General features: G+C 50.0%; 18 protein-coding genes. All 18 read left to right on the top strand.

Translation table 11 applies throughout. The annotated features are described in order from the left end of the window. The first annotated feature begins 38 nt into the window (after positions 1 to 38). Positions 39 to 1,199 (top strand): amidohydrolase family protein, encoded by a 1,161-nt coding sequence (locus SPSPH_RS17485; protein ID WP_075756977.1) that lies wholly within the window; start codon positions 39 to 41, stop codon positions 1,197 to 1,199. 126 nt (positions 1,200 to 1,325) lie between these two features. After that, positions 1,326 to 2,222: an NAD(P)-dependent oxidoreductase gene (locus SPSPH_RS17480; RefSeq protein ID WP_075756978.1), complete on the top strand. Its 897-nt coding sequence runs from the start codon at positions 1,326 to 1,328 to the stop codon at positions 2,220 to 2,222. Further along, on the top strand, positions 2,222 to 3,424 hold the full coding sequence (locus tag SPSPH_RS17475; protein WP_075756979.1) for a 3-isopropylmalate dehydratase large subunit: 1,203 nt from the start codon (positions 2,222 to 2,224) through the stop codon (positions 3,422 to 3,424). The genes SPSPH_RS17480 and SPSPH_RS17475 overlap by 1 nt, the downstream gene beginning before the upstream one ends. A gap of 2 nt (positions 3,425 to 3,426) precedes the next feature. Then, positions 3,427 to 3,972 carry a 3-isopropylmalate dehydratase gene (locus SPSPH_RS17470; RefSeq protein ID WP_075756980.1) on the top strand — a complete coding sequence of 182 codons (546 nt, stop codon included), beginning with the start codon at positions 3,427 to 3,429 and terminating at the stop codon, positions 3,970 to 3,972. Between the two features lie 4 nt (positions 3,973 to 3,976). Continuing rightward, positions 3,977 to 5,131, top strand: coding sequence for a 2-methylaconitate cis-trans isomerase PrpF family protein (locus tag SPSPH_RS17465; RefSeq protein WP_075756981.1), 1,155 nt, complete (start codon positions 3,977 to 3,979; stop codon positions 5,129 to 5,131). Between the two features lie 56 nt (positions 5,132 to 5,187). Beyond that, positions 5,188 to 6,054, top strand: a complete 867-nt coding sequence (locus tag SPSPH_RS17460; RefSeq protein ID WP_075756982.1) for an isocitrate lyase/PEP mutase family protein — start codon at positions 5,188 to 5,190, stop codon at positions 6,052 to 6,054. A 33-nt stretch (positions 6,055 to 6,087) separates the two neighbouring features. Beyond that, entirely contained in the window at positions 6,088 to 7,491 is a 1,404-nt protein-coding gene (locus SPSPH_RS17455) for an L-serine ammonia-lyase, iron-sulfur-dependent, subunit alpha (RefSeq protein WP_198930972.1), read from the top strand. A 242-nt stretch (positions 7,492 to 7,733) separates the two neighbouring features. Continuing rightward, a complete protein-coding gene (locus tag SPSPH_RS17450) occupies positions 7,734 to 9,326 on the top strand; it encodes a sigma-54 interaction domain-containing protein (RefSeq protein ID WP_075756983.1) in 1,593 nt (530 codons plus the stop codon). A 420-nt stretch (positions 9,327 to 9,746) separates the two neighbouring features. After that, positions 9,747 to 11,603: a cobalamin-dependent protein gene (locus SPSPH_RS17445; protein ID WP_075756984.1), complete on the top strand. Its 1,857-nt coding sequence runs from the start codon at positions 9,747 to 9,749 to the stop codon at positions 11,601 to 11,603. A gap of 20 nt (positions 11,604 to 11,623) precedes the next feature. After that, positions 11,624 to 13,066: a glutamate mutase L gene (locus SPSPH_RS17440; protein WP_198930974.1), complete on the top strand. Its 1,443-nt coding sequence runs from the start codon at positions 11,624 to 11,626 to the stop codon at positions 13,064 to 13,066. A gap of 72 nt (positions 13,067 to 13,138) precedes the next feature. Then, on the top strand, positions 13,139 to 14,497 hold the full coding sequence (locus SPSPH_RS17435; RefSeq protein ID WP_198930976.1) for an MFS transporter: 1,359 nt from the start codon (positions 13,139 to 13,141) through the stop codon (positions 14,495 to 14,497). Between the two features lie 23 nt (positions 14,498 to 14,520). Continuing rightward, positions 14,521 to 16,101: an indolepyruvate ferredoxin oxidoreductase subunit alpha gene (locus tag SPSPH_RS17430; protein ID WP_075756986.1), complete on the top strand. Its 1,581-nt coding sequence runs from the start codon at positions 14,521 to 14,523 to the stop codon at positions 16,099 to 16,101. 34 nt (positions 16,102 to 16,135) lie between these two features. Further along, a complete protein-coding gene (locus tag SPSPH_RS17425; protein WP_109298211.1) occupies positions 16,136 to 17,026 on the top strand; it encodes a UPF0280 family protein in 891 nt (296 codons plus the stop codon). 50 nt (positions 17,027 to 17,076) lie between these two features. After that, on the top strand, positions 17,077 to 19,911 hold the full coding sequence (locus tag SPSPH_RS17420; protein ID WP_075756987.1) for a molybdopterin-dependent oxidoreductase: 2,835 nt from the start codon (positions 17,077 to 17,079) through the stop codon (positions 19,909 to 19,911). Positions 19,912 to 20,012: 101 nt separating this feature from the next. Further along, positions 20,013 to 20,252, top strand: a complete 240-nt coding sequence (locus SPSPH_RS17415) for a hypothetical protein (RefSeq protein ID WP_075756988.1) — start codon at positions 20,013 to 20,015, stop codon at positions 20,250 to 20,252. A 279-nt stretch (positions 20,253 to 20,531) separates the two neighbouring features. Further along, entirely contained in the window at positions 20,532 to 20,792 is a 261-nt protein-coding gene (locus SPSPH_RS17410; RefSeq protein WP_075756989.1) for a hypothetical protein, read from the top strand. Beyond that, the gene (locus tag SPSPH_RS17405) at positions 20,793 to 22,316 is read left to right on the top strand and encodes a sodium:solute symporter family protein (RefSeq protein WP_075756990.1); all 1,524 of its coding nucleotides are present in this window, start codon (positions 20,793 to 20,795) and stop codon (positions 22,314 to 22,316) included. A gap of 198 nt (positions 22,317 to 22,514) precedes the next feature. Beyond that, entirely contained in the window at positions 22,515 to 23,330 is an 816-nt protein-coding gene (yqeB, locus tag SPSPH_RS17400; RefSeq protein ID WP_075756991.1) for a selenium-dependent molybdenum cofactor biosynthesis protein YqeB, read from the top strand. Positions 23,331 to 23,402: the final 72 nt, after the last annotated feature.

Here is a 23,402-nt window from a genome sequence, read left to right as displayed (position 1 = left end):
GTACCGTATCTCAGAAATAAAATGGGAGCTGAAACAGTATGAAAAAAATATATATTAAAAATTTAGGAACCATTGCAAGCGGCGATGTGAATAACCCGATTCTGGATGCAGAGGTTATTTACGCAGAAAACGGCGTAATCCAGTATGTAGGTGCTGCGAAAGCAGACCTTGAAGCTGCAGCCACGACTGTTGTTGATGCCAAGGGGCTGGATGTTGGCCCGGCCTTGATTGACGCCCATGCACATCCGCCGATGAACGACTATCTGGTCGAGTTTAAGGCTACAGACTTTGCTACTAATTTTATGGCCGGCGGCACCGGCAGTATGATTTCTGTCGGCAGCAGTATGCCTGGTATGCCCTATACCGTAGCTGGCGTAAAGGCAGTCGCTGTTGCCGGAAAACAGATTTGGGACACTTACCGTCCGTTAGGCTCCAAGGTATATGGCGGTGCGTTGATGCTGGTTGACGGTCTTAAGGACAGCGACTTTGCGGAGATGGCGGCCGAAGGCATCAAGGTTGTAGGCGAGGTCGGCAAGAGCCCTGTGCAGGATGTTGCTAAAGCGGCCGAACTGACCAAAATGGCGCGCAAGCACGGTATGGTGGTTACAGCCCACTCCGGCGGCCCGGTAAAAGCTTGCTGCGCGAGCTACAATGCCGATGATTTACTGAAAATAAACCCTAATGTCATTTGCTCGTTAAACGGCGGCCCTACACCCATGAGTGATGCCGATATCGAAAAGGTACTCAAGGAAGGCGATTTCTATTACGATATGCTGGCCCATGGCAATGTGCGTATTCTGCGCAATGTCTACAAGCTGGCTAAATCACTCAATAAGGTTGATAAGTTAATGTTTGGCACCAATGTGCCCTCCATGTCCGGTTACTCGCCGTTAGGCCTGTGGCTGAGCATAGCCGCCTTAAGCAATACTTATCAGGATGTTCATCCTGCCACCTTCATTGCCATGGCGAGCGGCAATGTGGCGGACTGCTATGGTTTGGACCACGGCAAAATCGCAAAAGGCTACAAACTTGACATAATTTTCCTGGATGGCTTCGGCTATGATACTTGCCCGTTTAAGACGCTGCAGTCCGGTAATATGTGCAGCACAAGCTTTGTCATTCTTGACGGCGAACTGCGGATGCCGCATTGCAAGAACGTGCCCGGCGCTTCCAGAAAGCCTGAGTTCATCACCAAATAAGTAAACTGCTGTATTCCCCTGCATGCTGCAATGCCGGAATTTCCCTGGAGGTTCCGGCATTGCACGGGGTGGGGGTACAACAAGATAAGCAATAGAAAATGTGCCTTAATTAGGGGGAGTAGAATTATGGAACTCGGATTTATCGGATTAGGTGCAATGGGCTCTAAAATGCTTGCAAATGTTATTAAGGCTGGTCACAGTGTTACAGTATTTGATATTGGACAGGCGGCGGTAGATGCGGCAGTGGCACTTGGCGCCAAGAAAGCAGCCAATGCGGCAGAGACTGCGCGAGGCAAGGAAATTGTATTATTGTCGTTGCCGAACTCGGCTATTGTAGAGTCAACAGTCCTGGGGCCCGGCGGTATTCTGGAGGGTGCCGAACAGGGTCTTTTGATTGTAGATTTGAGCAGTATTACACCGCAGTCTATTCAAAAAATTGCAGGCATAGCTAAAGCAAAGGGCGTAAACATCATTGATGCGCCGGTCAGCGGTGGTACTGCAGGGGCACAAATGGGTACTCTGAGCATCATGGTTGGCGGCGAACAAGCAGATTTCGAACGTGCTCTCCCTGTTTTACAGTCAATTGGCAGCAAGATCGATCATGTGGGCGCAATCGGTGCAGGCGACACCGTCAAGCTTGTTAACAACCTGTTGCTTGGAGTGAATATGGTGGCAGTTTCCGAGGCACTATGTCTGGGGGTCAAGGCAGGCATTAAGCCGGAGGTACTTTATCAGATTATCAGCAACAGTTCAGGCAACTCTTATGCATTGACGGCAAAGTATAAGAAGTTTATTGCTGCAGGCAACTTTGAACCAGGCTTTATGATTGATTTGCAATATAAGGATCTCCAGTTGGCAGTCGATACTGCCAAGGGATTAAAAGTACCGTTGGTTTTGGGCAATATCGCGCAGCAGGCCTATGAGATAGCACGTGCCAGCGGGTTGGGTGCCGAAGATATCTCAGCTGTGATTAAGCTGGGTGAAGCCTTGTGCGACATCAAGGTTCGCGAGGAGGCCCAGTAATGAATGTCATAGAAAAAATCCTTGCCAAAAAGGCCGGTCTTGATCATGTCAAGCCAGGGCAGGAAATCACCGTCAAGGTGGATTTGGTCATGGCCCATGATGTGACCGCGCCCATTGCCATTGAACAGTTTCGGAAAATTGGTGTTTCCCGGGTATATGATCCCGAGAAGGTGGTATTATTCATTGATCATAATATACCGTCCTCTACCGTTGAGTCCCGCCAGCAGCACCGGACGATGCAGGCGTTTCATGAGGACTTTGGTGTTCAGTTCTACAAGAGGTCGGACGGTGTCCTGCACCAGGTGGCGTATGAAGAGGGGCTGTATAGCGCAGGCGATATCATTGTCGGCGCAGATTCCCACACCTGTACTGCCGGTGCACATGGCGCGGTGGCAATTCCGCTCGGTTCCACTGAGGCGGCTGCTGTTATGGCACTTGGCGAGCTTGATCTGGAGGTGCCGGAGACGCATATCATCCGCATTAACGGCAAGCTTAACCCCTTTGTCTATGGTAAAGATATCGTCTTACATATAATAGGAAAGTTTACAACTAACGGCTTTACTGACTGTGCGGTGATTGTCACCGGAGATGCCATTGTTTCGCTGCCGTCGGAGGAAAAGATGACAATCGCTAACATGATGATTGAGTGCGGTGCCATGATTGGCTACATCGACCAGGGCAATGGCGATCCGGGGCCTGGTGCGGCAGAGTACGATATTGATGCCGCAGAGATTGTTCCGGTTGCGGCCTGCCCCTCTTCGCCAGGCAATGTCAAGCCGCTTAGTCAACTGGTTGGCACACGGATTACCCAGGCTGTGCTGGCAAGTTGTACCAATGGCCGTTATTCGGATATGGAGATTGCGGCGTCTGTTCTGCAAGGCCGCAAGATTGCCTCCCATGTTAACTTGGTGGTTGTTCCTGCATCCCGCAGAATCCTTGAGCAGATGGAGGAAAACGGTCTGGTGAAGGTGTTCCGTGATGTGGGGGCTATTGTCATGAATCCGGGCTGCGGCCCTTGCTTCGGTTCACATCAGGGGCTGTTGACCAAGGACGATGTGGCTGTATCTTCTACCAACCGCAACTTCCCGGGACGTATGGGTGACAAGGCCGCGCAAGTGTACCTGGCATCGCCGCGCGTGGTTGCTGAGAGCGCTGTGGCCGGATACCTTGTGCTGCCTGGTACCATAACAAAGGAGGTGTAACTATGGACGGAACAGGCAGAGCTTTTTTTCTTGGAGACAATGTGGATACAGATCAGATATTGCCTGGTTACGCCATGTCGCTGCCGCCGGAGCGCCTCGGCGAGGCGGCCTTGGGCGGCAGTGCAATCCCCAATTTTGCCAAAATTGCCGCTCACGGTGATATTCTTGTCGCTGGTGACAATTTTGGCTGCGGCTCATCGCGCGAACAGGCACCTGTGGCGTTAAAAGCCTGCGGTATACGCGCGGTTGTTGCCAAATCCTTTGCGCGCATTTTCCGCCGGAATGCCATAAATATTGGGCTGCCGGTTATCACTTGTGATTGCATTGACCAGATTACGGCTGAGGCAAAAGACAATGATGTTTTCGAAATTAACATTCAGGCTGCAACACTTACGAATTTGACCCGGAAAACCGGCTATGTGCTTAAACCGTTGGCGGCATCAAGCTTGCAAACACTACATGCCGGAGGGCTGATTAATCGTGTGCGCGAAAAGCTGTCAGAACGTGGTGAGCAGTTGCAGTCTGGCCAACTAACGGGAGGGGAATAGGTAAATGGATCAAAAATCAATTCGCACCGTCATTATGCGTGGCGGCACCAGTAAGGCCATGTTTCTTCGTGAGGAGGATCTGCCGCAGGATAAGGCCAAGAGGGATCAGATTATTCTAAAGGTATTCGGCAGTCCTGATGTCCGCCAGATTGACGGACTTGGCGGCGCGGACCCATTAACAAGCAAGCTTGCCATTATCGCAAAGTCAGACAAGCCTAATGCCGATGTAGAGTATACCTTCGGCCAGGTGTCCTACGTTGCGCCCCTCATTGATTATTCCGGCAACTGCGGCAACATCTCGTCCGCCGTAGGACCCTATGCCGTTGATGAAGGCTTAGTACAGATTGAGGAGCCGGTAACCACTGTACGGATTCTAAATACCAATACCGGAAAAATGCTGTATGAGAAGGTACAGGTCGAGGGCGGCAAGGCCAAGGTCAAGGGCGATTATGTTATTGCGGGTGTTCCCGGATCAGGCGCAGAAGTAGTCGTCGACTTTTCCGACACAGCAGGTTCGGCAACCGGCAAGCTCTTGCCAACCGGCAATGTGCTTGATGAAATCGAAGTCGCAGGTTTCGGCAAAATCCAGGCATCACTGGTGGATGCCGCTAACCCGGTGGTGTTTGTACGTGCTGCTGACCTCGGTATGACTGGTATCGAAACGCCCAAACAAATTGACGAGAATGGCAAGCTGCTGGCAGCACTGGAGGAAATTCGCGGCAAGGCTGCTGTTATGATGGGCCTGTGCGGCAAGTGGGAGGATGCTGTCAAAGAAATTCCCGCTTTTCCGATGGTGGCTTATGTGGCACCTGCTCAAGGCTACAATGATTTCACAACAGGCAAGGCTATCGCCGAAAGTGATGTGGATTTTGTTTCGCGCCTCTTATTTATGCAGGTGACGCACAAGACCTATGCCGGTACTGCCACAACCTGCACAGGAGCGGCTGCCCGTATTGAGGGTACCGTTGTGCACCAGGCAATGATGGCGAAAGACCGCGGTAAAGACATTGCGGTGCGCATCGGGCATCCGGCCGGTGTCATTGCCCTGAATGTCGCAGCCGAACAAAGAAATGGCGATTGGACGCTGACGCGCGCTGAGGTTAACCGTACCGCCAGGCGCATTATGGAAGGAACCTGTTATTACATAGACTCAGAATGATGCTGGGTTCGAATTCATAGTAATCAAAAGCCATAAAGGCGGAATGGAGACAGACAATGAAACAAAGAAAAGTACTCAGAGAGCTTCTGCGTGATAAAGCCATCCTTGTCGCGCCTGGTGCGCATGACGCATTGACTGCGCGTGTTGTGGAAAAGTGCGGGTTTTCAGCAGTGTATATGACCGGATATGGGCAGGCGGCAAGTGCGCTGGGCAAGCCTGATATCGGCCTGCTTTCGATGACAGAAATGCTTGACCGCGCCCGCAAGATGGTAAGCGCCGTAAATATTCCGGTGATTGCAGATGCCGACACCGGCTTTGGCAATGCCGTTGGCCTGATGCGCACGGTAGAAGAGTATGAGGCTGCCGGTGTGGCGGCTATTCAGCTTGAGGATCAGGTCGCGCCCAAGCGCTGCGGGCATATGTCCGGACGGAAAGTTGTCTCACTGGAGCAAATGGTAGGTAAAATAAAGGCTGCTATTGCCGCGCGCAAGGATGTGGATATGTGCATCATCGCCCGCACTGATGCCCGCACCGTACACGGCATTGATGAGGCGCTGCGCCGTGCAAAGGCATATGAGGCAGCAGGTGCCGACATCATCTTCGTGGAGTCTGTAGAGTCTGTAGAAGAAATGCGTCTGGTCAACAGCACAATAAAAATACCGTCACTGGCTAACATGGTCGAGGGTGGCCGCACACCGCTGATTCCCAATAAGGAATTGCAGGAAGTGGGTTACCGTCTGGTGATTTATCCGACGGCTTCTACCTATGTCACAGCTAAAGCCATGTTCCAGCTTATGCAGCAGCTGAAAGCTGATGGAACTACAGCTACAAGCATGGACAATATGATCGTATTTTCAGAGTTTAACCAGCTGGTCGGCCTGCAGGATTTTGGGAAGATTGAGGATCAGTTTGTTTGCGAATAAAAAATAAATACCCGCGGGAAAGGGGTTAGTAAGTTGCCGACGTTGAAGAAAAGGCTGGAAGTTTTGCAACCTGTTACCATGGGACAAATGATTGGCCTGGCAAAGGAGTTTGCCGTTTCTGTTGTCGATGTTGTATTGGCCGAAGCAGAGCTGCAGACAGGGAAATCGCAAGAAGAGATTCTTGCGGATGTTATGGAGCAGTACCGCCATAATTTGCAGGCCATTGAAATCGGGCTAAAGGACGGCGAAAGTATCCTGCTTGGTACGGTTGCGTCACAGCTGGGAAAAATCGAGGGTCCCAAGTGCTTTGACGATAAGTTCCTTGATGATGTTTTGCTGTATACACAGGCTGCACAGGTGGGCAATCACTGTATTGGCCTCAGACCTTGCGCCGGAACCGGGGATTCCTGTCCTTATACAGGCTATATCATGGCCATGATGCGTGCCGGTTACAGTGAGCGAGAAGTCGCAGAGATTGCTGCCCTGTTTTTAAAAATCGGCGGACTGTTCCGTGCCGGCAAAGTGACGACAGGCTGCAATATGGAGGGTTTTGGTGCTGGTGCACCCTGTATAGCAGCCGGTACGGTCGCATTGATGAAAGGAACACCTGAGCAGATGGAAAAAGCCATGGTATTGGCACTATCTCCCACCATCGGTGTTCCGTGCACACCGCGCGTGCTGGTCCCGGCTCTGTGTACAACACACATTGCCGGTGCTGTTATGATCGGTATGTACTCCGCCAAGCTGCTCTTGCGGGTAGACATTGATGTTAATGTGCCGATTGATGTGATGTTTGCCATGGCCAGCCAGGTTCACGTCCAGTCAGGCAAGCATTTGGTGCCGACTGTGGTGGACTTTATGGAGCCGTTTTTTAAACGCAAGCCCCAGGTAGAAGATTTGGTGGAACAGCATGTCAAGGATGCCGAGCAGGCCAAAATTGAGCAAACACTGAAAAATGCCGATGCCATATCGCAAAATTTTGCCAAGCAAACTTTGCCAATTACCAATACCTTGGGTGAGGCTGTTGTCGGCGGCAGCAGCCAGGCTGTCGGTTCGCCGACTAATGCAGCGCGTATTGCGCATGAACTGGCTCAGGGGACGATCCGAAAAATAACGGTGGAATTGTATCCGGAACTGTTTGCACGCCGGGCCATCAACATTCCCGGGGTATTGATGGGTGCTGCCTTTGGCAGTTCGACCGCAGATTACGAGATGTACAATGTGGCCGTTCAAAAGGTTCGCGAAGCAGGGATTGAAGTAAACATCGTTGAGGGTACGGAAGCTTACATCCAAAAGATAACCATTGAGACAGATCAAATGACCTGTTGGGTTGACACCTTAAATCGCGGTGGCGGCAGGGTTCATTTGCGCGATGCTTCGCCTTCGTTGGAGCAGGCAGCAGAAGCGGCCAGGCGGTTGGGCATTGTCTTAGCCTAACATAGTAATAACATTAAAGCTTGTAGTAATAATTACTACAAGCTTTATGTTATTGTTTATTCCTAATAGTGGAACAACCTTGTATATCTATACATACGTAGATTTATTATGTTAAAATAGCCCTATGGGATTACTTGATTCTAGTGAAGTTTTGGTAATATCCTGTAATCTATGTAAATTACTGTTCGGGCATTGCCGGACCGGGGTTTACATAGATTGGATAACTTAAGGGAGGACTGTTAATGTACGACGAGCAAACCAAAATCTTACTCGAAGCGTTGCCGATGATTGCAAAAATCACTGGGGGATATGCGACCTTAACAGACTCCAACGGAGTCATGATTACCAATTATGATTACAAGGGAGAAGAACTTTCCCAGTTTAAGAACCAGGTGTATGAGATGGCCACCCGCTGTATTAAGGAGAAGCGGCCGCTGATTGGACCGGCGCGCTATGACCAGAACTGTATGGCCTGGGCAGTTCCTATTAATAACTATGTCCTGGTCAGTACAGATACGCAGCGCATTCGCAACGAGGAAAATTTAAAAGAAGCCATGAAGAAAGCACTGCCGGGTATAGCAAGGATTGCGGGCGGTTATGCGACCATGTGTGACAAAATGGGTCAGCGGATTATCAGCTTTGACTCCAATGGGCAACAGGTTGAAGTAGCAGGCGACTTTGAGCAGGCCAGGCGGTCCATCACATCCAAGGAACCTATTGTCACCATGTCCACCCATGCTGAGGGTGTTTATGTCGCATATATCCCGATTACCAGTGACTGCTGCCTAATCCTGAACAATGCCACTACCTCTAAGAAAAGTATAAAGCTGATGCAGGAGGTCAAACGCCTGCAGAATACTAAGTATAATATCTGTGATATCATCGGTGAAAGTCAGGCCATTAAACGCACCTTGTCGGAGACTGTGCGAATTGCCCGCAGCAATTCGACAGTTTTGCTTGTCGGTGAAACTGGAACCGGCAAGGAAATGTTCGCGCAGGCCATTCACAATGCCAGCCATTCAGGCGGGCCGTTTGTGGCCATAAACTGTGGTGCGCTGCCAGATTCTCTGATTGAAAGCCATCTGTTCGGTTATGAGGAAGGTGCATTTACCGGGGCAAAAAAGGGTGGAATGCTAGGTTCGTTCGAGCAGGCCGATGGTGGTACAATCTTTCTTGATGAAATTAATGAACTGGATTTTAACTTGCAGAGTAAGCTGCTGCGTGTGCTGCAGGAAAAGGAAGTTACCCGCATCGGTGGCAGCAAGCCTATTCGTGTGAATACGCGTGTCATAAGCGCGACAAATAAAAATTTGCGGGAATTAGTCAAGGAGAAGAAGTTCCGTGAAGATCTATACTATCGGCTGGATGTAATCCGAATTACCATCCCGCCTCTGCGCGAGCGAGAGGGAGATGTACCTCGGCTTGCAGAGTATTTTTTAAATAAATACAACACGAATCTTGGCAGAGTAATCAAGCAGATTAGTAACGAGGCGATGGATGCCCTGCAAAAGTACAATTGGCCAGGTAACGTCCGCGAACTGGAAAATACTATAGAATTTGCGGTGAATGTTGCAGAGTATACGGAAATGGAGATTCTACTGCATCATCTGCCGCAGCATATCATATTGCATAACCAGAAAATCAAGGAAGTCAGCAAGGCCAGCCTTTATGAAAATGGTCGCACATTGGATGATTATGTTATGGAGTATGAAAAAGAAATCATAAAAATTGCATTAGAAAATGCAAAATACAAATCCAGTTTGGCGGCAAAGCGTTTGGGGGTTAGCGTGAGTACACTATGGCGCAAAATGCAGAAATATGGAATTGATGTCTAATAAGGCGCTTCTAAAGCCCCTGGGCAGAATCCAGAGGCTTTGGAAGCGATTTTAAGTGTAAAAAGACATTATTTTTGCACTTTTGCAAAAATTTTTTTAATTTTAAAAAAACCAACTTTGATGCATGTTTAAAGAAGGTCCAGGCATTATATCTTTTCATTTTTGCAAAGTTATGATGCCTGGATTTGTTATTAGCAGATGAAAAAGTGCTAAATATGTAATAAGTTTGTGAAAAAACTGAATTGGCACGCTAATTGCATTAATAATTAGCAGGCGTGTACGCTATATGTCCGGACGCGGACTTAAAAGAGAGAGCGAATGAAAGAACATCAATATTAAAAAGATTGTCCTAGGAGACAATGCCCGGGTGATAATGTTTTTGTTTTTAGCGGCCGGGGGCTAAGGGAGGAATAGAGTGATATGCAGAAAAAGACAAAAGAAATTATTATTGCTGACCAGGAGCGTGTGCGGGCTTACGAAAAAGTTTTTAAGGTGCCCATGCCTCAGGTGACTAAAGATGGAGATGTAACCGGCCTTCCTGACCCATATCCGCGTGTGGTAGCCGGAGTAGAACGCAGCGGTTATCGTATTTGGGAACTGGCGCAAAAAGCGGAGCAGACAGGTATTCCGGTAATGAATCCCATTCTTGGCCGTAATTCGGCAGAGGAAACCTATAAAGAATCGCTTGACATGTACAAAATGGCCGAACAATTTAACGAGACTATCTTCCAATTTGTCCATTCTGAGGCTACGCGTCACATCGATCCGCTTAACGGGGCTGAGCTGATTGAGCAGTCACGCGGCAAAGGTGGCATTACGCCTGCCGGGGAACGGGAATTGGTCCAATTGGGCGGAGGCAGCAAACATCCTATGCGGATTAATGCTACTGGCGATACACCGCACTTATCCATTATTAATGCACTGATTGCCGGCTTTGACGGTACCGATATCGGCCCTGTCATTCACGTCCATTTCGGCGGACGCGGCATTCATGATTATAAAACCAAGGTGCTTAACGGCTACCGGGCACTGCAAATTTGTGCAGAAAATAAAATATTTGTCCAGACCGATTCTCATAAGCATTTAAATAATATCGGCGGAACAGACGGCATGGCGCTGGCTATGTGCCTGCTGGCAGAAGGTTTGGCTGTTTTGGCCGGTTTGCCTAAAGAGCTGAGCGGTCTGCAGATGAATGTCGCCGGTATTAACCTGCTGGCCGATCTGGCAGCCATGCGGGCCTTTAAAGAGACGATGTGGAGCGATTCCTTGATTGTAGTACCGGAAACCTTCCAAAATCCGCCGGCCGATCTTATCGTAGAGCAGGCACATTTTGCCCGTATGGCTATTAGTGCGCGGTTAGGCAAAGCCAATTTCTACCGTCCCAAGGCAGCCGAGTCTGTTGGCATACCGACAGGTGCTTCCATGGCCAAGGCCATGTGGGCTTCCTATAATGTATTTGACAATACGGCAGATATAGATATACAGAATGCTGCTATTGATGCACGCAAAGAAGAAATTATTGCCGAGGCCATGGCGGTGCTGTCTGCCGTATTAGGGCGGGATGGAATGCTGGCACCTCAGGATATTACCCCGAATTTCTGGCGCAGTTATGGTGATGCAGAGCTGATTGATCTGATTGTTTCGGCAGGTAAGAACGGCATCATGGATTCACCGCGGGCCGGCGGCTGGGACCTTAAACGCGGCGTGCGTACACACCGGGATAAAGACGGTATCCGCCGGTATGTTCCGGGCTATGGCCCAACCAGCATTGACGAACAGTACCTTACTTTTACAAGCGAGCCGGTACAGGTCCAAAAGCCGGTAGAAATCAGCAAGAAGACCAAGGTTGTACTGGCAACAGTGGGGGCTGATGCCCATGTGGTGGGCATAAATACCATTCGTGAAGCATTTGAAAAGGATGGGTATGAAGTTATTTACCTCAGAGGCATGAACCTGCCGGAAACAGTGGCAGAGGTTGCCGCAGAAGCCAAAGCTCAGGTTGTCGGTGTGACAAACCTGCTTGGCTTGGGAACAGCGCTGTACCCACGGGTGAGTGCCAGAATGGAAGAGCTTGGAATAAGAGCGGAGACTGCTTTAATTTCCGGCGGACGCATTGCCGAAAAAGAGGAAGAGCATGCGGCGGTAAACCAAAAAATTGAGCAGGAAGGTACCGGCTTTCTGGGAGTGGATGCCCATTTTGGCCCAGGGACAGAACCGGCAGATGTGGTTCAATGGGTGTATGAACACGCAGAGCAGGCAACTGGCAAGAGCGAGTAAGTGGCGGGGGCATGAGTATAGTGAGCGAAAAGTTGATTGATACAATCTTGTTGGATGTCGGCAGCACTTTTACTAAAGCGACCGCAATTGACAGTATAGATGGTGAATTAATATGGCTGGCCAGAGCGCAGGCACCTACCACTGTAACGGATATTAATCAGGGCTTGGGTTCGGCCTTGCAGGGACTGGCTGCAGCGTGCAAGGTTAACAGCATCGCGGCCTGCAACATCCAGGCGTCAAGCAGTGCTGCCGGTGGTTTGCGGATGGTAGCTATGGGCTATATGCCGCGTGTGACGGCTAAAGCGGCCAAAGAAGTAGCCATGAATGCCGGAGCCAGAGTGCTGGAGGTCATGTCTTTTGAAGATAAACCGGAAAACAAGCTGGAAATGTTATGTGAGATTCAGCCGGATATTATTCTGTTAGCCGGTGGTACAGACGGGGGCAATCAGGCATCGCTTATAGAAGATGCGCAGTTGATCGTAGACAGCAAGGTGAAAGCAGTGGTTGTTCTTGCCGGAAATGTCAGCATACAGCCGCAAGCCGAAGCCCTCCTTCAACAAGCAGGCATTCAAACCATCCGTGTTCCCAATGTTATGCCGACCATTCACAGCTTAAATGTCAAGCCTGCACGCGAAGCCATTCATGAACAGTTTATTCATCAGATTACCGAGGCCAAAGGGCTAGGCAAGTTACTTGACCGTTTAACAGTTAATAAGGTTATTCCTACGCCGGGAGCGGTACTTTTAGCCACAGAGTTGTTGGCTAAAGGCACGCGTGAGGAGAAGGGACTGGGTAATCTGGCTGTTGTTGATCTTGGCGGAGCAACAACCGATATTCATTCGGTTCTGCCGTATATGGAAGAATTGTCAATAGAAGAAAAAGGCTTGGTGGTAACCAATGAAAAGCAATTGTCGTATCGCACTGTGGAAGGTAACTTAGGGTTACGGGTAAGTGCACGGGGCATCATTGAGGCTGCCGGGGAAAAGGCCATTCTCGCCGGTGTCGGCCTTGCAGGAGAAGCCTTGGAAAAATCCCTGCACTGCTATGCGATCCAGTTGGAGGCAAATCCTGAATACCTGGCTGTGTCTGATCAGGATAAGCTGTTTGACCATGCCATGGCAAGAGCGGCTGTGGAGGTTGCTTTCAAACGCCATGCCGGTTATATCGCGCAGAGCTTTGACCCGGTTATGGGTATTGTGCCAGGTACTCCGGTTGGCAGAGATTTGCGCAGAGTAAAAACGGTGATTGTTGTCGGCGGTGTTTTTACCGGCTTATCAACCGATGAAGCAATGGCCGTTGTCAGAGAGGCTTTGCAGAATCCAGGCATATCCTTATTGCCTGCACAAGACAGCAGGATAATTATTGACAAATCGTATCTGTTGTATGCCATCGGCTTGCTTGCCGAATACAGGCCCACACAAGCACTATTGTTGGCCAAGCGGCATTTCAGCATGTCGGACTAAGCGATAAAAGTTGTCCTCCATAATTCGATACTATGTGCCCAGAGGGCAGCTATATTGAAATGAGGGGATTTTGTGGAAAAGCATGATATCACGGCTCTTGTTACGGCAAGGCTGGATAGACTGCCCTTATCAAGATACCACTACAAGATGATAGGAATTTGCGGTGCTACCTGGGCTTTTGATGCTTTTGATATTGCATTGATTACCTTTGTGGCGACAGCACTTGCCCAGGCGTGGAACTTAAGTCCCGGCGAGATGGGGATTGTCTTAAGCTCAGGTCTGATCGGGATGATCGCAGGCGCTTTTTTGGGAGGCATTGCCGGTGACCGCATGGGCCGTAAAGCGGTTTTAAAATGGACTATGTTAGTATTTTCCATTGCATCACTGGGTTGTGCTATTGCCTGGGATATATATTCATTGGTATTTTTCCGTTTCATTGTCGGCCTGGGGCTGGGGGGATTGCCGCCGATAATCTATACCTTGATGGGCGAGATTACTCCTGCCAGGGACCGTGGGAAAACCCAGGGACTACTGACTACCTTTTGGACAGTCGGCTGGATACTGGCTGCGCTGCTTGCCTATTTTGTCATTGCCGGTCTGGAAGATGGCTGGCGGTGGGCTTTTGTTGCCGGGGCTACACCGGCGCTATACCTCTTCATTGTTCAGCGTTACATTCCTGAATCGGCCAGATGGCTGGCCATGAAGGGCAGAAAAGAAGAAGCACTGGCCATTGTTGATGATATTGAACGGCAAGTCGCCAAAACTGATGTGATTCCGCCTCTGACGGAAGATATGATTAAAAAAGATGTGATTGTTGAACAAAAGCCGTCCTTCGGGGCATTGTATTCTGTGAATTACAGGCGTGTAACCATCATGCTGATGATCCTCTGGTTCCTGAACATGTTTGGCTATTACGGGCTTTTCTCCTGGCTGCCTTCGCTCTTAATGAAGAGCGGCCGTACGATGGAGCAATCCTTCCTGTACAGTATTTTCCTGCAGTTGGCGTATCTGCCAAACCAGGTGTTAGTTGCCTTCCTAATGGATAAGTATGGCAGAAAGCCGGTGCTGATCGGAAACTTGCTATGCGGCTTCTTAGCTACGCTGGCATTTGGCTGGGCATTAGGCTTACCTACTCTTGAATCATTCCATATTATTGGGCTTGGCGTAGTAACCTCATTCTTTATCTCCGGTATTATCGCGGTAAGTTATACTTACACACCAGAGCTTTACCCGACTGCTTTTCGCGCAACAGGAGCAGCCATGGGTTCTGCCTGTTCACGGGTAGGAGGCATGGTTTCGCCGATAGCCATTGGCTATGCCATGGGTATTATCGGTATTACCGGTGCAGTGTCATTAGTTGCCGGGGCGTTTATCCTGGCTGCTGTTACCGTAGGAGTTATGGGTATTGAAACCAAAGGCAAGGCGTTATAAAAAGATTAAAGGGGAGCAAATTTATGTACGAGAGCAAAACATATCAGGTAATAACCGAAAAATGTGTCGGCTGTAGAATATGTGCCAAGAATTGCCCGACAGATGCCATAGCCATCAATGACAAAAAAGCAACGATCGGCGAGCTGTGTGTTGGCTGCGGCGTTTGCTTCAAGCTCTGCAAGCCTGCTGCAATTGAAGTAACCCAGGCATCTCCTGAGGCCGTTGTCTGTGAAACCTGTCCGATACATTGCAGCATTCCGCCAATGCGGCTGGGTGCCTGCCAGCGGTATCAAAATGTCAATGGCAGGCTGGAGCGCACCGAGCCCTATAACATTGTGGATCCGGCCACCATTTCGATTGATCCGTCCACCAAGCTGCCTACCTTTCCGCTGATGCTGGGCTTTGGCGCAGGCTCCAACCTTTATTCCGCTGACGTGCCTGCTAAGGTAATTTCTTCGGCTGTCATTGATGGCGTGGAAGTGGTATCCTGCGTTACTGAGACGGTACTGTCCTTCAATGGTGCCCGCGTAAAGGTGGACACCGATGAATTTCTGGGCGATAACGGTACACCGGTACGACGTGAAGGCATTATTGTCGGTTACATTAACACCGCTGAATATGGCTCACAGATGATTTATATTGGCGGTTCACATCTTAATACCAGTCCGGGCGGTCACATGGTAATGCGTACAACCTGCGACCTGCTCAATAAAAAAGCAGTTACCTTGCGTACCGAATCAGTCAAGGAGCTGGTACTGCAGCATGGCAAGCCGCCGATTATTGACGGCGTGCAGGCAGAGCGCATGCGCATTGGCTGCGGGACTGTCGGTGCCACAACCTTTACGCTGGAGCGCTGGGGCGAGCAGATTGTAGATGAGGTTATCACCATCGACTATGATATTACATCCAAGATGACTGCCCATACCACCGCCGGTTTGCGCTACGGCTATAAGGACAGCGGTATTACTCCGGTAGGCACCTACAGTTCTCCAGGGCGTTATTTCGGCATTCCCGGCAGCGGTTGGGGCGGTTCTAACGTAATGGAAGCCAGGGATGCCATCAAATCCATTGACAAGAATGTTGCCTGGCCCGGTCTGCGCCTGGTGATTACCGAGCCGACGGCTGTGCGCGCTGTATATTTTGAGTTGAATGAGAACCTGGAACCTGTCGAGAAGCCCCTACCGCCCAAGGTTGCGAAGGTTATCCAGTATATTCGCGATAATTGTGAGCCTTGCAACTGTCATGTGTCGGTTGTCGCCGGGTTCGGCGGCGGTATCCGTGACGTCATTTCACGTGAACGCTCCTGTAATGTCAATGAAGCGCTGAGAGCCGGCAAGATTCGGTACACGATTAACGGTCAGCCTGTTCACATCTTCCCGGGCGGCGGCATTACCGCAGAAGCATGGGTTGAACATATGCCTGAAGGCGCGTTTGCCTGGGTTCCTACCCCGGCAAGTGTCTGTCCGATGGAGGTCACCATGACCAAAGAAACATATAAGGAAATCGGCGGGTATATGGAAGCCATCCGGCCTATTGAGGAAATTATGAAAAACAACAAATGCAAGATTGTTAAAGTAGAGCGTCCCAAAACCATCTCTTCGTAAACTGCTTCATCAGGGACGCAATGGAGGGGATGCTATGATGCCGCATGATAGTAATGGTTTGCACCCATGGCGCATATTAGCGCCCGGTAAAGTATATTTTCACTACGGCCCGACGTCCATGGTTGTCATGGCTGACAAGGACGGCAGTCCGCTCACAGACTTGTGCTGTGAGGCTTATGATGTAATCAACGCTGCACTTGAGGAAATTACGGCATCACTGGCTTATCTGCGGTTATACCCGAAACAGATTCAACGCGGTTTGCTGACCGGACTGCCTGGCAAAATGCTGGAGGGAGTGTTAGCTGTCGGTGAGCCTACCCTGACGCCGATGGCCACAGTTGCCGGGGCTGTCTCTGATACGGTGGCAGACTGGCTGGTTTCCCAGGGCGCAAGCCGGGCCATGGTCAACAACGGCGGCGATGTCGCTCTGCGGCTTGCGCCAGGGACTGAAGTCAAGCTGGGAATCATGAGCAGCCTGCAACTGGGCGTGATAGACCGTTCTCTGACCATTCGTGCTGAGGACGGCATTGGCGGTGTTGCCACAAGCGGTCTGGGCGGAAGAAGCCTGACCCGCGGCATCGCCCAGGGGGTAAGTGTCTTTTCTGCCACCTGTATCCTGGCAGATGCACTGGCCACACATCTGGCAAATTGCTCTTATGTCAAGTCAGGGCATGTTATTGTTGCTAAGGCCGGTCAGGTCGACCCGGGCAGTGATATTAAGGACCTGGATGTTGTTATCGGTGTGAACAAATTAGACGGCAGGGAAGTCAAACAGGCTTTGAACCAGGTCAAGCGCGAAGCCGTGAGGCAAAAAAAGAAAGGCAATCTAATAGCTGCCTGCTGTAGAGTTCAGGAAACTATGCTGGATTATGAGATGAAAAACATTTTTCCGGATTTGATTTGCACGCAAGCTGCTCAAGGTTAACTCCCGTTTTTCCACCCAGGACAGAGCACAAAATACGAGGAGGTATTTTAATGATACAATTTTTCGTAAATGGGCAGGAAGTTCAATATACGCCTGCTGGGCAAAGCAAAAAATGCTTGCTGGATTTTCTCAGGGAAGACCTTGGTCTGACCGGAACTAAACGGGGCTGCGAGGAAAAGGCCTGCGGTGCTTGTACCGTGCTGATTGACGGCGAGACCAAACGCTCTTGCATGTTCTATGCGGAGGATATGCAGGGTAAACAGGTTACAACCGTTGAAGGGCTGTCCAAGGACGGCAGGCTAGACCCGGTGCAGGCGGCTTTTGTTGAATACAGCGCGGTGCAATGTGGTTTTTGCACGCCGGGGCTTATTATGGCTGTTCACGGACTTTTAAAGAAAAATCCCAACCCCACCGAGGAGGAAATTAAAAAGGGCCTGCGGCTCAACTTGTGCCGTTGCGGCACATACCCCCGGGTCATTCTGGCAGTTAATAAAGCCGCTGCTGTATTGCGGGGCGAAGAGTATCCGGACTATGTTCCCCTGGATCTGTCAAAACCGGGCAGCTTCATTGGCAAGTCTATTCCCAGAGTGGATCTGGAAGAAAAAGTCCGCGGTGAGACCAAGTTTTATGCTGATTATTATTTCGAGAATACGCTGTATGGTAAAGCCGTCTACAGCCCTCATCCTCATGCTGATGTGATTTCCATAGACACCGCGCCGGCGTATCAGGTTCCCGGTGTGCAATTGGTCATTACCGCCAAGGATGTTCCGGGCAACAAACGGTATGGCGTACTGGCTCCTGATCAGCAGGTGCTGTGCGAGAAACGGGTCAAGTATATCGGGGATATGGTGGCGGTGGTATTTGCCGACAATGAAGAAGCCGCCGAAAAGGGCGCGGAAGCCGTAAAGGTTGAATATGAAGTGCTGCCGGGAGTGTTCAGCATTGAGGATGCTCTCAAACCGGATGCGCCGCTGATTCCGGACCCGGAACTGCCGCCTTATTGGAATGCCTATGTGGCCGGCGAAAAAGGAAATATCTGTAAAGAGGTTGCCTTACACCGGGGTGATGTGGAAAAAGCCTTTGCTGAATGCGATGTGGTACTTGAAGAAAAGTTCAGCACTCCGCCTGAGGAACATGCCTGGATAGAAGTGGACGGTGCTTTGGCCGCTTACGATGAAAACAATGTGCTGACTGTTTATGCGCCGAATCAAAGTCCGTTTGCGGATCTGGTCCAGCTTATGGATGTGCTCCATTTGAAGGCAGATCAGCTTCGGGTTGTCCATTTACCGGCAGGCGGTGCTTTTGGCGGTAAAACCGAGCTTACGGTGCATGCTCTGGTGGCTATCGCGACAATGAAAACCGGGCGTCCGGCCAGAATGGTGCTTAAACGCAAGGACTCGCTGCGTACTCACCCGAAACGGCATCCGTACTTTATGACTTATAAAGTCGGCGCCAACAAGGACGGCAAAATATTGGCGATGCAGGTGAATATCATGGCAGACGCCGGTGCTTATGTTTCCTGGACGCCCAGAGTTCTGGAGCAGGGGATCTCTTATTGCACCGGGCCTTATTACATTCCTAACCTGGATTTGAAGGGCACCGGGGTCTATACGAATAATCTGGTATCAGGAGCTTTCCGGGGCTTCGGCGCGCTGCAAAGCCATTTTGCTGCAGAATCTATCATTGATATGGTAGCCGGCAAGCTGGGTATTGATCCGGTGACCATACGGGAGATCAATGGTTTGGAACGGGGGTTGCCCATGACCACCGGTCAGATTTTAACAGATAAAATTGGTGTTGATTACAAAAACACTTTGAAAACTGTGAGAACAGTGATTGATGAAATGCTGTTACCCCTAAAGAAGCCCGGTGAGCTTATCGGCATCGGGGTTGCCAGCGGCTGGCGCAGTGTGGCCGGAGGCCTGGGACCTGTAGAAAACGCCGGAGCGGCTTTTGAACTGATGCCTGGCGGACGGGTTTCTTACCGGATTGCCTGCACGGAAATGGGACAAGGCTCACACACTTCTTTGGCCCAGATGGCTTCTGAGGTTACGGGCGTTGCCTGGGGCGACTATGACATTCTGGCCGGCGATACTCATAACGTGCCTTTTGGCGGCGGCGTAATGGCTTCGCGCGGGTTGTTTTTATGGGGACATCCCACTATTGTCGCAGGGGAGCAATTCCGTGCCATATTGCTGGAAAAAAGCGCTAAGCTGCTTGGCTTGCCTGCCGATAGCCTAACCATTAAAGACAGTAAAATACTGGTAACAGAAACCGGGGAGGAAAAACTGACTTTGGCAAAGCTGGCGGAAATGTCTGATGAAACGCTGGTAGTCGAAGTGGATTTCACTCTGCCTAAAAGCAACCCGGTGCTGCCCAACGCCAACGAGGACGGCCAAGTAGATCCCAAGGATTATATGCCGCATCATACTGTGGCGTACAATACCACGGTCGCTGTGGTTAGAATCGACCCTGCCACTGGCGCGGTTGAGGTTTTGAATGTAACCGAGGCCTGCGACGGCGGGCAGATTGTCAATCCTGAGGCGGCCTCCACCCAGATCGAGGGTGCAATCATTATGGGTATGTACTACGGTTTGGTCAGTGATTTTAAGGTTGTCAACGGTGTTAATGTAGCCGATAGCCTGGGTAAATGTAAGGTTCCCCGTTTTGACAATATGCCCAGGAACATGAAGGTAATATTTGTTGACGCGGAAGATCCGACCGGACCGTTTGGCTCAAAGGGCGTTGCTGAAATCGGTGGTCTGACTCCGGCACCGGCAATTTGTAATGCTATTTATGATGCAATCGGCGTTCGTGTTCACGATTTGCCGGTGGCAAACTATATGAAAGACATTAAGGCTGCTTTGGAAAGGAAGAAAGGTTAATATTTCACCCTCCCGGGGGAATACTTTTTGCAATCCCGAATCCGGTGATTGATTTACGCTTTTAACAACTAATGGAAACGTAAAAGCAGGGGGGATAATTTATGGAAAATAAAGAAGGCAGCATTAGCCAACTGACAGTTACCAGGAAAGACAAAGACGGTAAAGAGCATACGTACATTTATTGGCAAGCCGCCATAACATTCAAGACCACAAGTGGCAAAGATAAGCTCAAGTATATTGCGGGCTCTAAAAGGGCGGAAGTGGAAGAGGCAGTGAACAAATACCTGGCTGCCAAACAGAAAGGCAGATTAATCGACGGCATTGGCAGCACTGATCATTAATAGGCTTTGCCGTTGTTTGATGGGTGAAGTAATGCTTGATATGGGATTATTCTGTTGTCAAAAACGGGGGTTTAAGGGTGTGAAAGGCAGATAACCTGGTTTCGCCGCTGCTGCCGTTTTGGATAGTCGTCAATAACGGCAGTGGCAGACAACAGATTAAGATAAGGGTGAGTTGCGCTGGCTGTCAGAGGATGACCAGAACGGCTGCCGGCATTGGTAAGGGGGGATGAAACGAACCTTAGACTGTGTTACTGCATCAGAAAAAAGGAGAGGATCATTTTGGGGAAAAAATATAAAACAACAGAAAAATGGTGGCTGGGATTAATCATTCTTTTCTACGCCCTGTATAACATTCCAGGAGTTCCGGCATACGGCGATGCAAACGGAGCCTTATGGCATGGCGTTCTTACAATCTTGCCGCTCTGGATAGTTTCTTACGGGGGAATGATCCTGTTGACAAAACAGAGAAGATTGAAAAAGAATCCCAACATGGAAATGACAGGCGCTGCGCAAGAGGCTGCAGCCAAGGAGGAAAAATAAATGTTATCAGTTACCGCTACCTGGGCACTGTTTATTGTTTACTTGGGCGCCCTTATCGCCTGCGGGGTGTATGTTTGGTGGCGTGAGAAGAAACAATCAGCCCGGCAGTTTTATACTGCTGCCAACAGCATTCATTGGTTTGTTCTTTGCATGACCTATATCGGGGCCCTGATGAGCACCTGGGTGTTCTTCGCCGGCCCTGGCGGCTACTATCGGGGCGGCTTTGCTTACTATATGTCCGAGCTGAGCTATATGCCGTTGTTCCCGGTTTTCACTTACTTTGTCATGAACAAGGTATGGCTCTTAAATACGCAGCGTAATTACACAACCCAGGCGGATCTTTTCGTGGACCGTTTCCGCAGTCCTCTCTTGCGTTTGATTTTGGCAGTCACTTTCTTTACTGTTTCCATGCCTTATGCGGCGGCTACCTACCTGGCTTGCGGTACCGCTGCGAATGTGGCAAGCGGCGGGCTGATTGATGCCTCATCAGCCATCATCTTTGTCGGTATCGCTATTTTGATATTCATTCCTTTTGGCGGTGTAAAATCAGTGGCGTGGGTCTCTACTGTCCAGGCATGGATATTTATGATCGGCTTATGGACTATCGGTATCAGTGTACTTAACTATGGCTTTAACGGGGATTTGTTTGCGGCTATATCCAGTGTGTGGGAGAAGCAAAACAACTGGTTCTCGTACCCCGGACCCAAGGAGTGGGCACCTTACTCTGCACGGTTTGGCTACCCCATTGCCTGCGCGATTGGCTGGACAATCATGCTGCCTGACGTATTTATCCGGGCCGGTTATTTTGGCAAGGATATGGACGGACAGCGCAAGCTCATGCTTATGCAGCCCGCACTGCAGTTAATCGTTTGGACAGGATGCATGTTCATCGGCTTTGTGGCTATTGCCTTCCTGCCGGATTTAAGCGGCAAAGAAACCGAGTTGGTCATTCCGCTCCTGATTGAAAGAATTATTTCCACGCAATCCATGGGTTATGCCGGCGTACTGATGGGCATTTTTGTCTGGGGTGTACTGGCTACAGGACTGACTTCTGCTACCTCGCACCTGTTAGTAGCCGGTTCCACCATTTCCGAGGATATTCTCAACAGATTGCTCAAGCTTAATGTCAGTCCCAAGGTGAACATGCTGTTGGCCCGTGGTGCCGTTTTTGCCTTGGGTATCGGCGCACTGGTTATCGCGCTTAATCCCCCGAGTCTGATGTGGACCTTGATTATGTTTGCGATAGCTTTGGTTATGCCGATTTTCCCGGTCTTGGTGGCAGCACTCTACTGGCGCAGAGCCACAACACCGGCAGCCTTAGTCTCTACAATTGTCGGTATTATTGGCGTACTCCTGACCTATCACTACGATCTGGGCAATGTTTGGTATGGCGTTTTTGGCATGGTTGCCTCGGCCATCCTGATGGTTGTGGTGAGCTATATGACCAAAGAGACCGACAAAGAAGTGCTTGATGAATTTTATGGCGCTATGGACAAGGCCGAGACTGTCTATTATGAAAATTAGGTTGTAGAAAAACCAGATAAGCTCCTGGAATTTTCATATGGACATTCGGCGGCAACGAAAGGAAAGTCGTTGCCGCCGATTTTTCTAATCCGGGTTTCCTGTTAAATGAGCTGCAGCTGTCATTTTCGAGTTCAAAACTCATGATATCTTTAAAACATAGCTGTGTTGTGTAACTTTAGCTTTGCGGGGTATGAAAATATGAACAATTTAGTCATAGTAAAAGGTGGCGGTGATATTGCTACAGGCATTGCTCACCGCTTGTATCAGAGTAATTTTCAGGTAGTCATCTTGGAAATAGCTCTGCCAACCGTGGTTCGGCGGACGGCAGCCTTTGCCCAGGCCGTGATACAATGCGCGCCGGTAACCGTAGAGGGAGTGACCGCCAGGCTGGCTAAGCTTGATGAGGCGCGAACGCTCATAGAGTGCGGGCTGATTCCCGTGTTATTGGCAGAAGAGCCGCAGTCGGTCGAGAAGGTTATCGCTGCGCTTAAGCCGGTGGCAGTAGTTGACGCCATTATTGCCAAACGCAATAATGGCACTCAACTTACTGATGCGCCGGTAGTGATTGGCGTAGGTCCCGGCTTTACCGCCGGGGAAGATGTTCATGCTGTGGTGGAAACCATGCGCGGCCATGAACTGGGCCGGGTTATTTATCAAGGAACAGCCATAGAGAATACCGGTATTCCCGGTGAAATAGGCGGGTTTACGCTGGAACGCCTGATAAAGTCACCGGCTGACGGCCTGTTTATTGGCTGTCGTCAAATAGGAGACACAGTTGCCGCCGGGGATATTGTCGGTCATGTCGGTGATATTCCTGTCAAAGCAGCTATTGACGGCGTACTGCGTGGTCTCTTGCAAAACCGGCTTATTGTCGAAACAGGCATGAAACTGGGCGACGTCGATCCCCGCTGTAGGCGCGAACACTGCTTTACCATATCTGATAAGGCCAGAGCTGTTGGCGGCGGTGTGCTGGAAGCGTTATTACATCTGTATATTCCGTGTCGGGATCTTTAGCAGTATATCGTTGAACATATAGAGATTCTACACAAAGAGAGACTAACTATTAAAAGTCAAGCCCGAATTTGA

Source organism: Sporomusa sphaeroides DSM 2875, from assembly GCF_001941975.2.
Lineage (GTDB): Bacteria > Bacillota > Negativicutes > Sporomusales > Sporomusaceae > Sporomusa > Sporomusa sphaeroides.
This window is presented reverse-complemented; position numbering and strand designations above follow the sequence as displayed.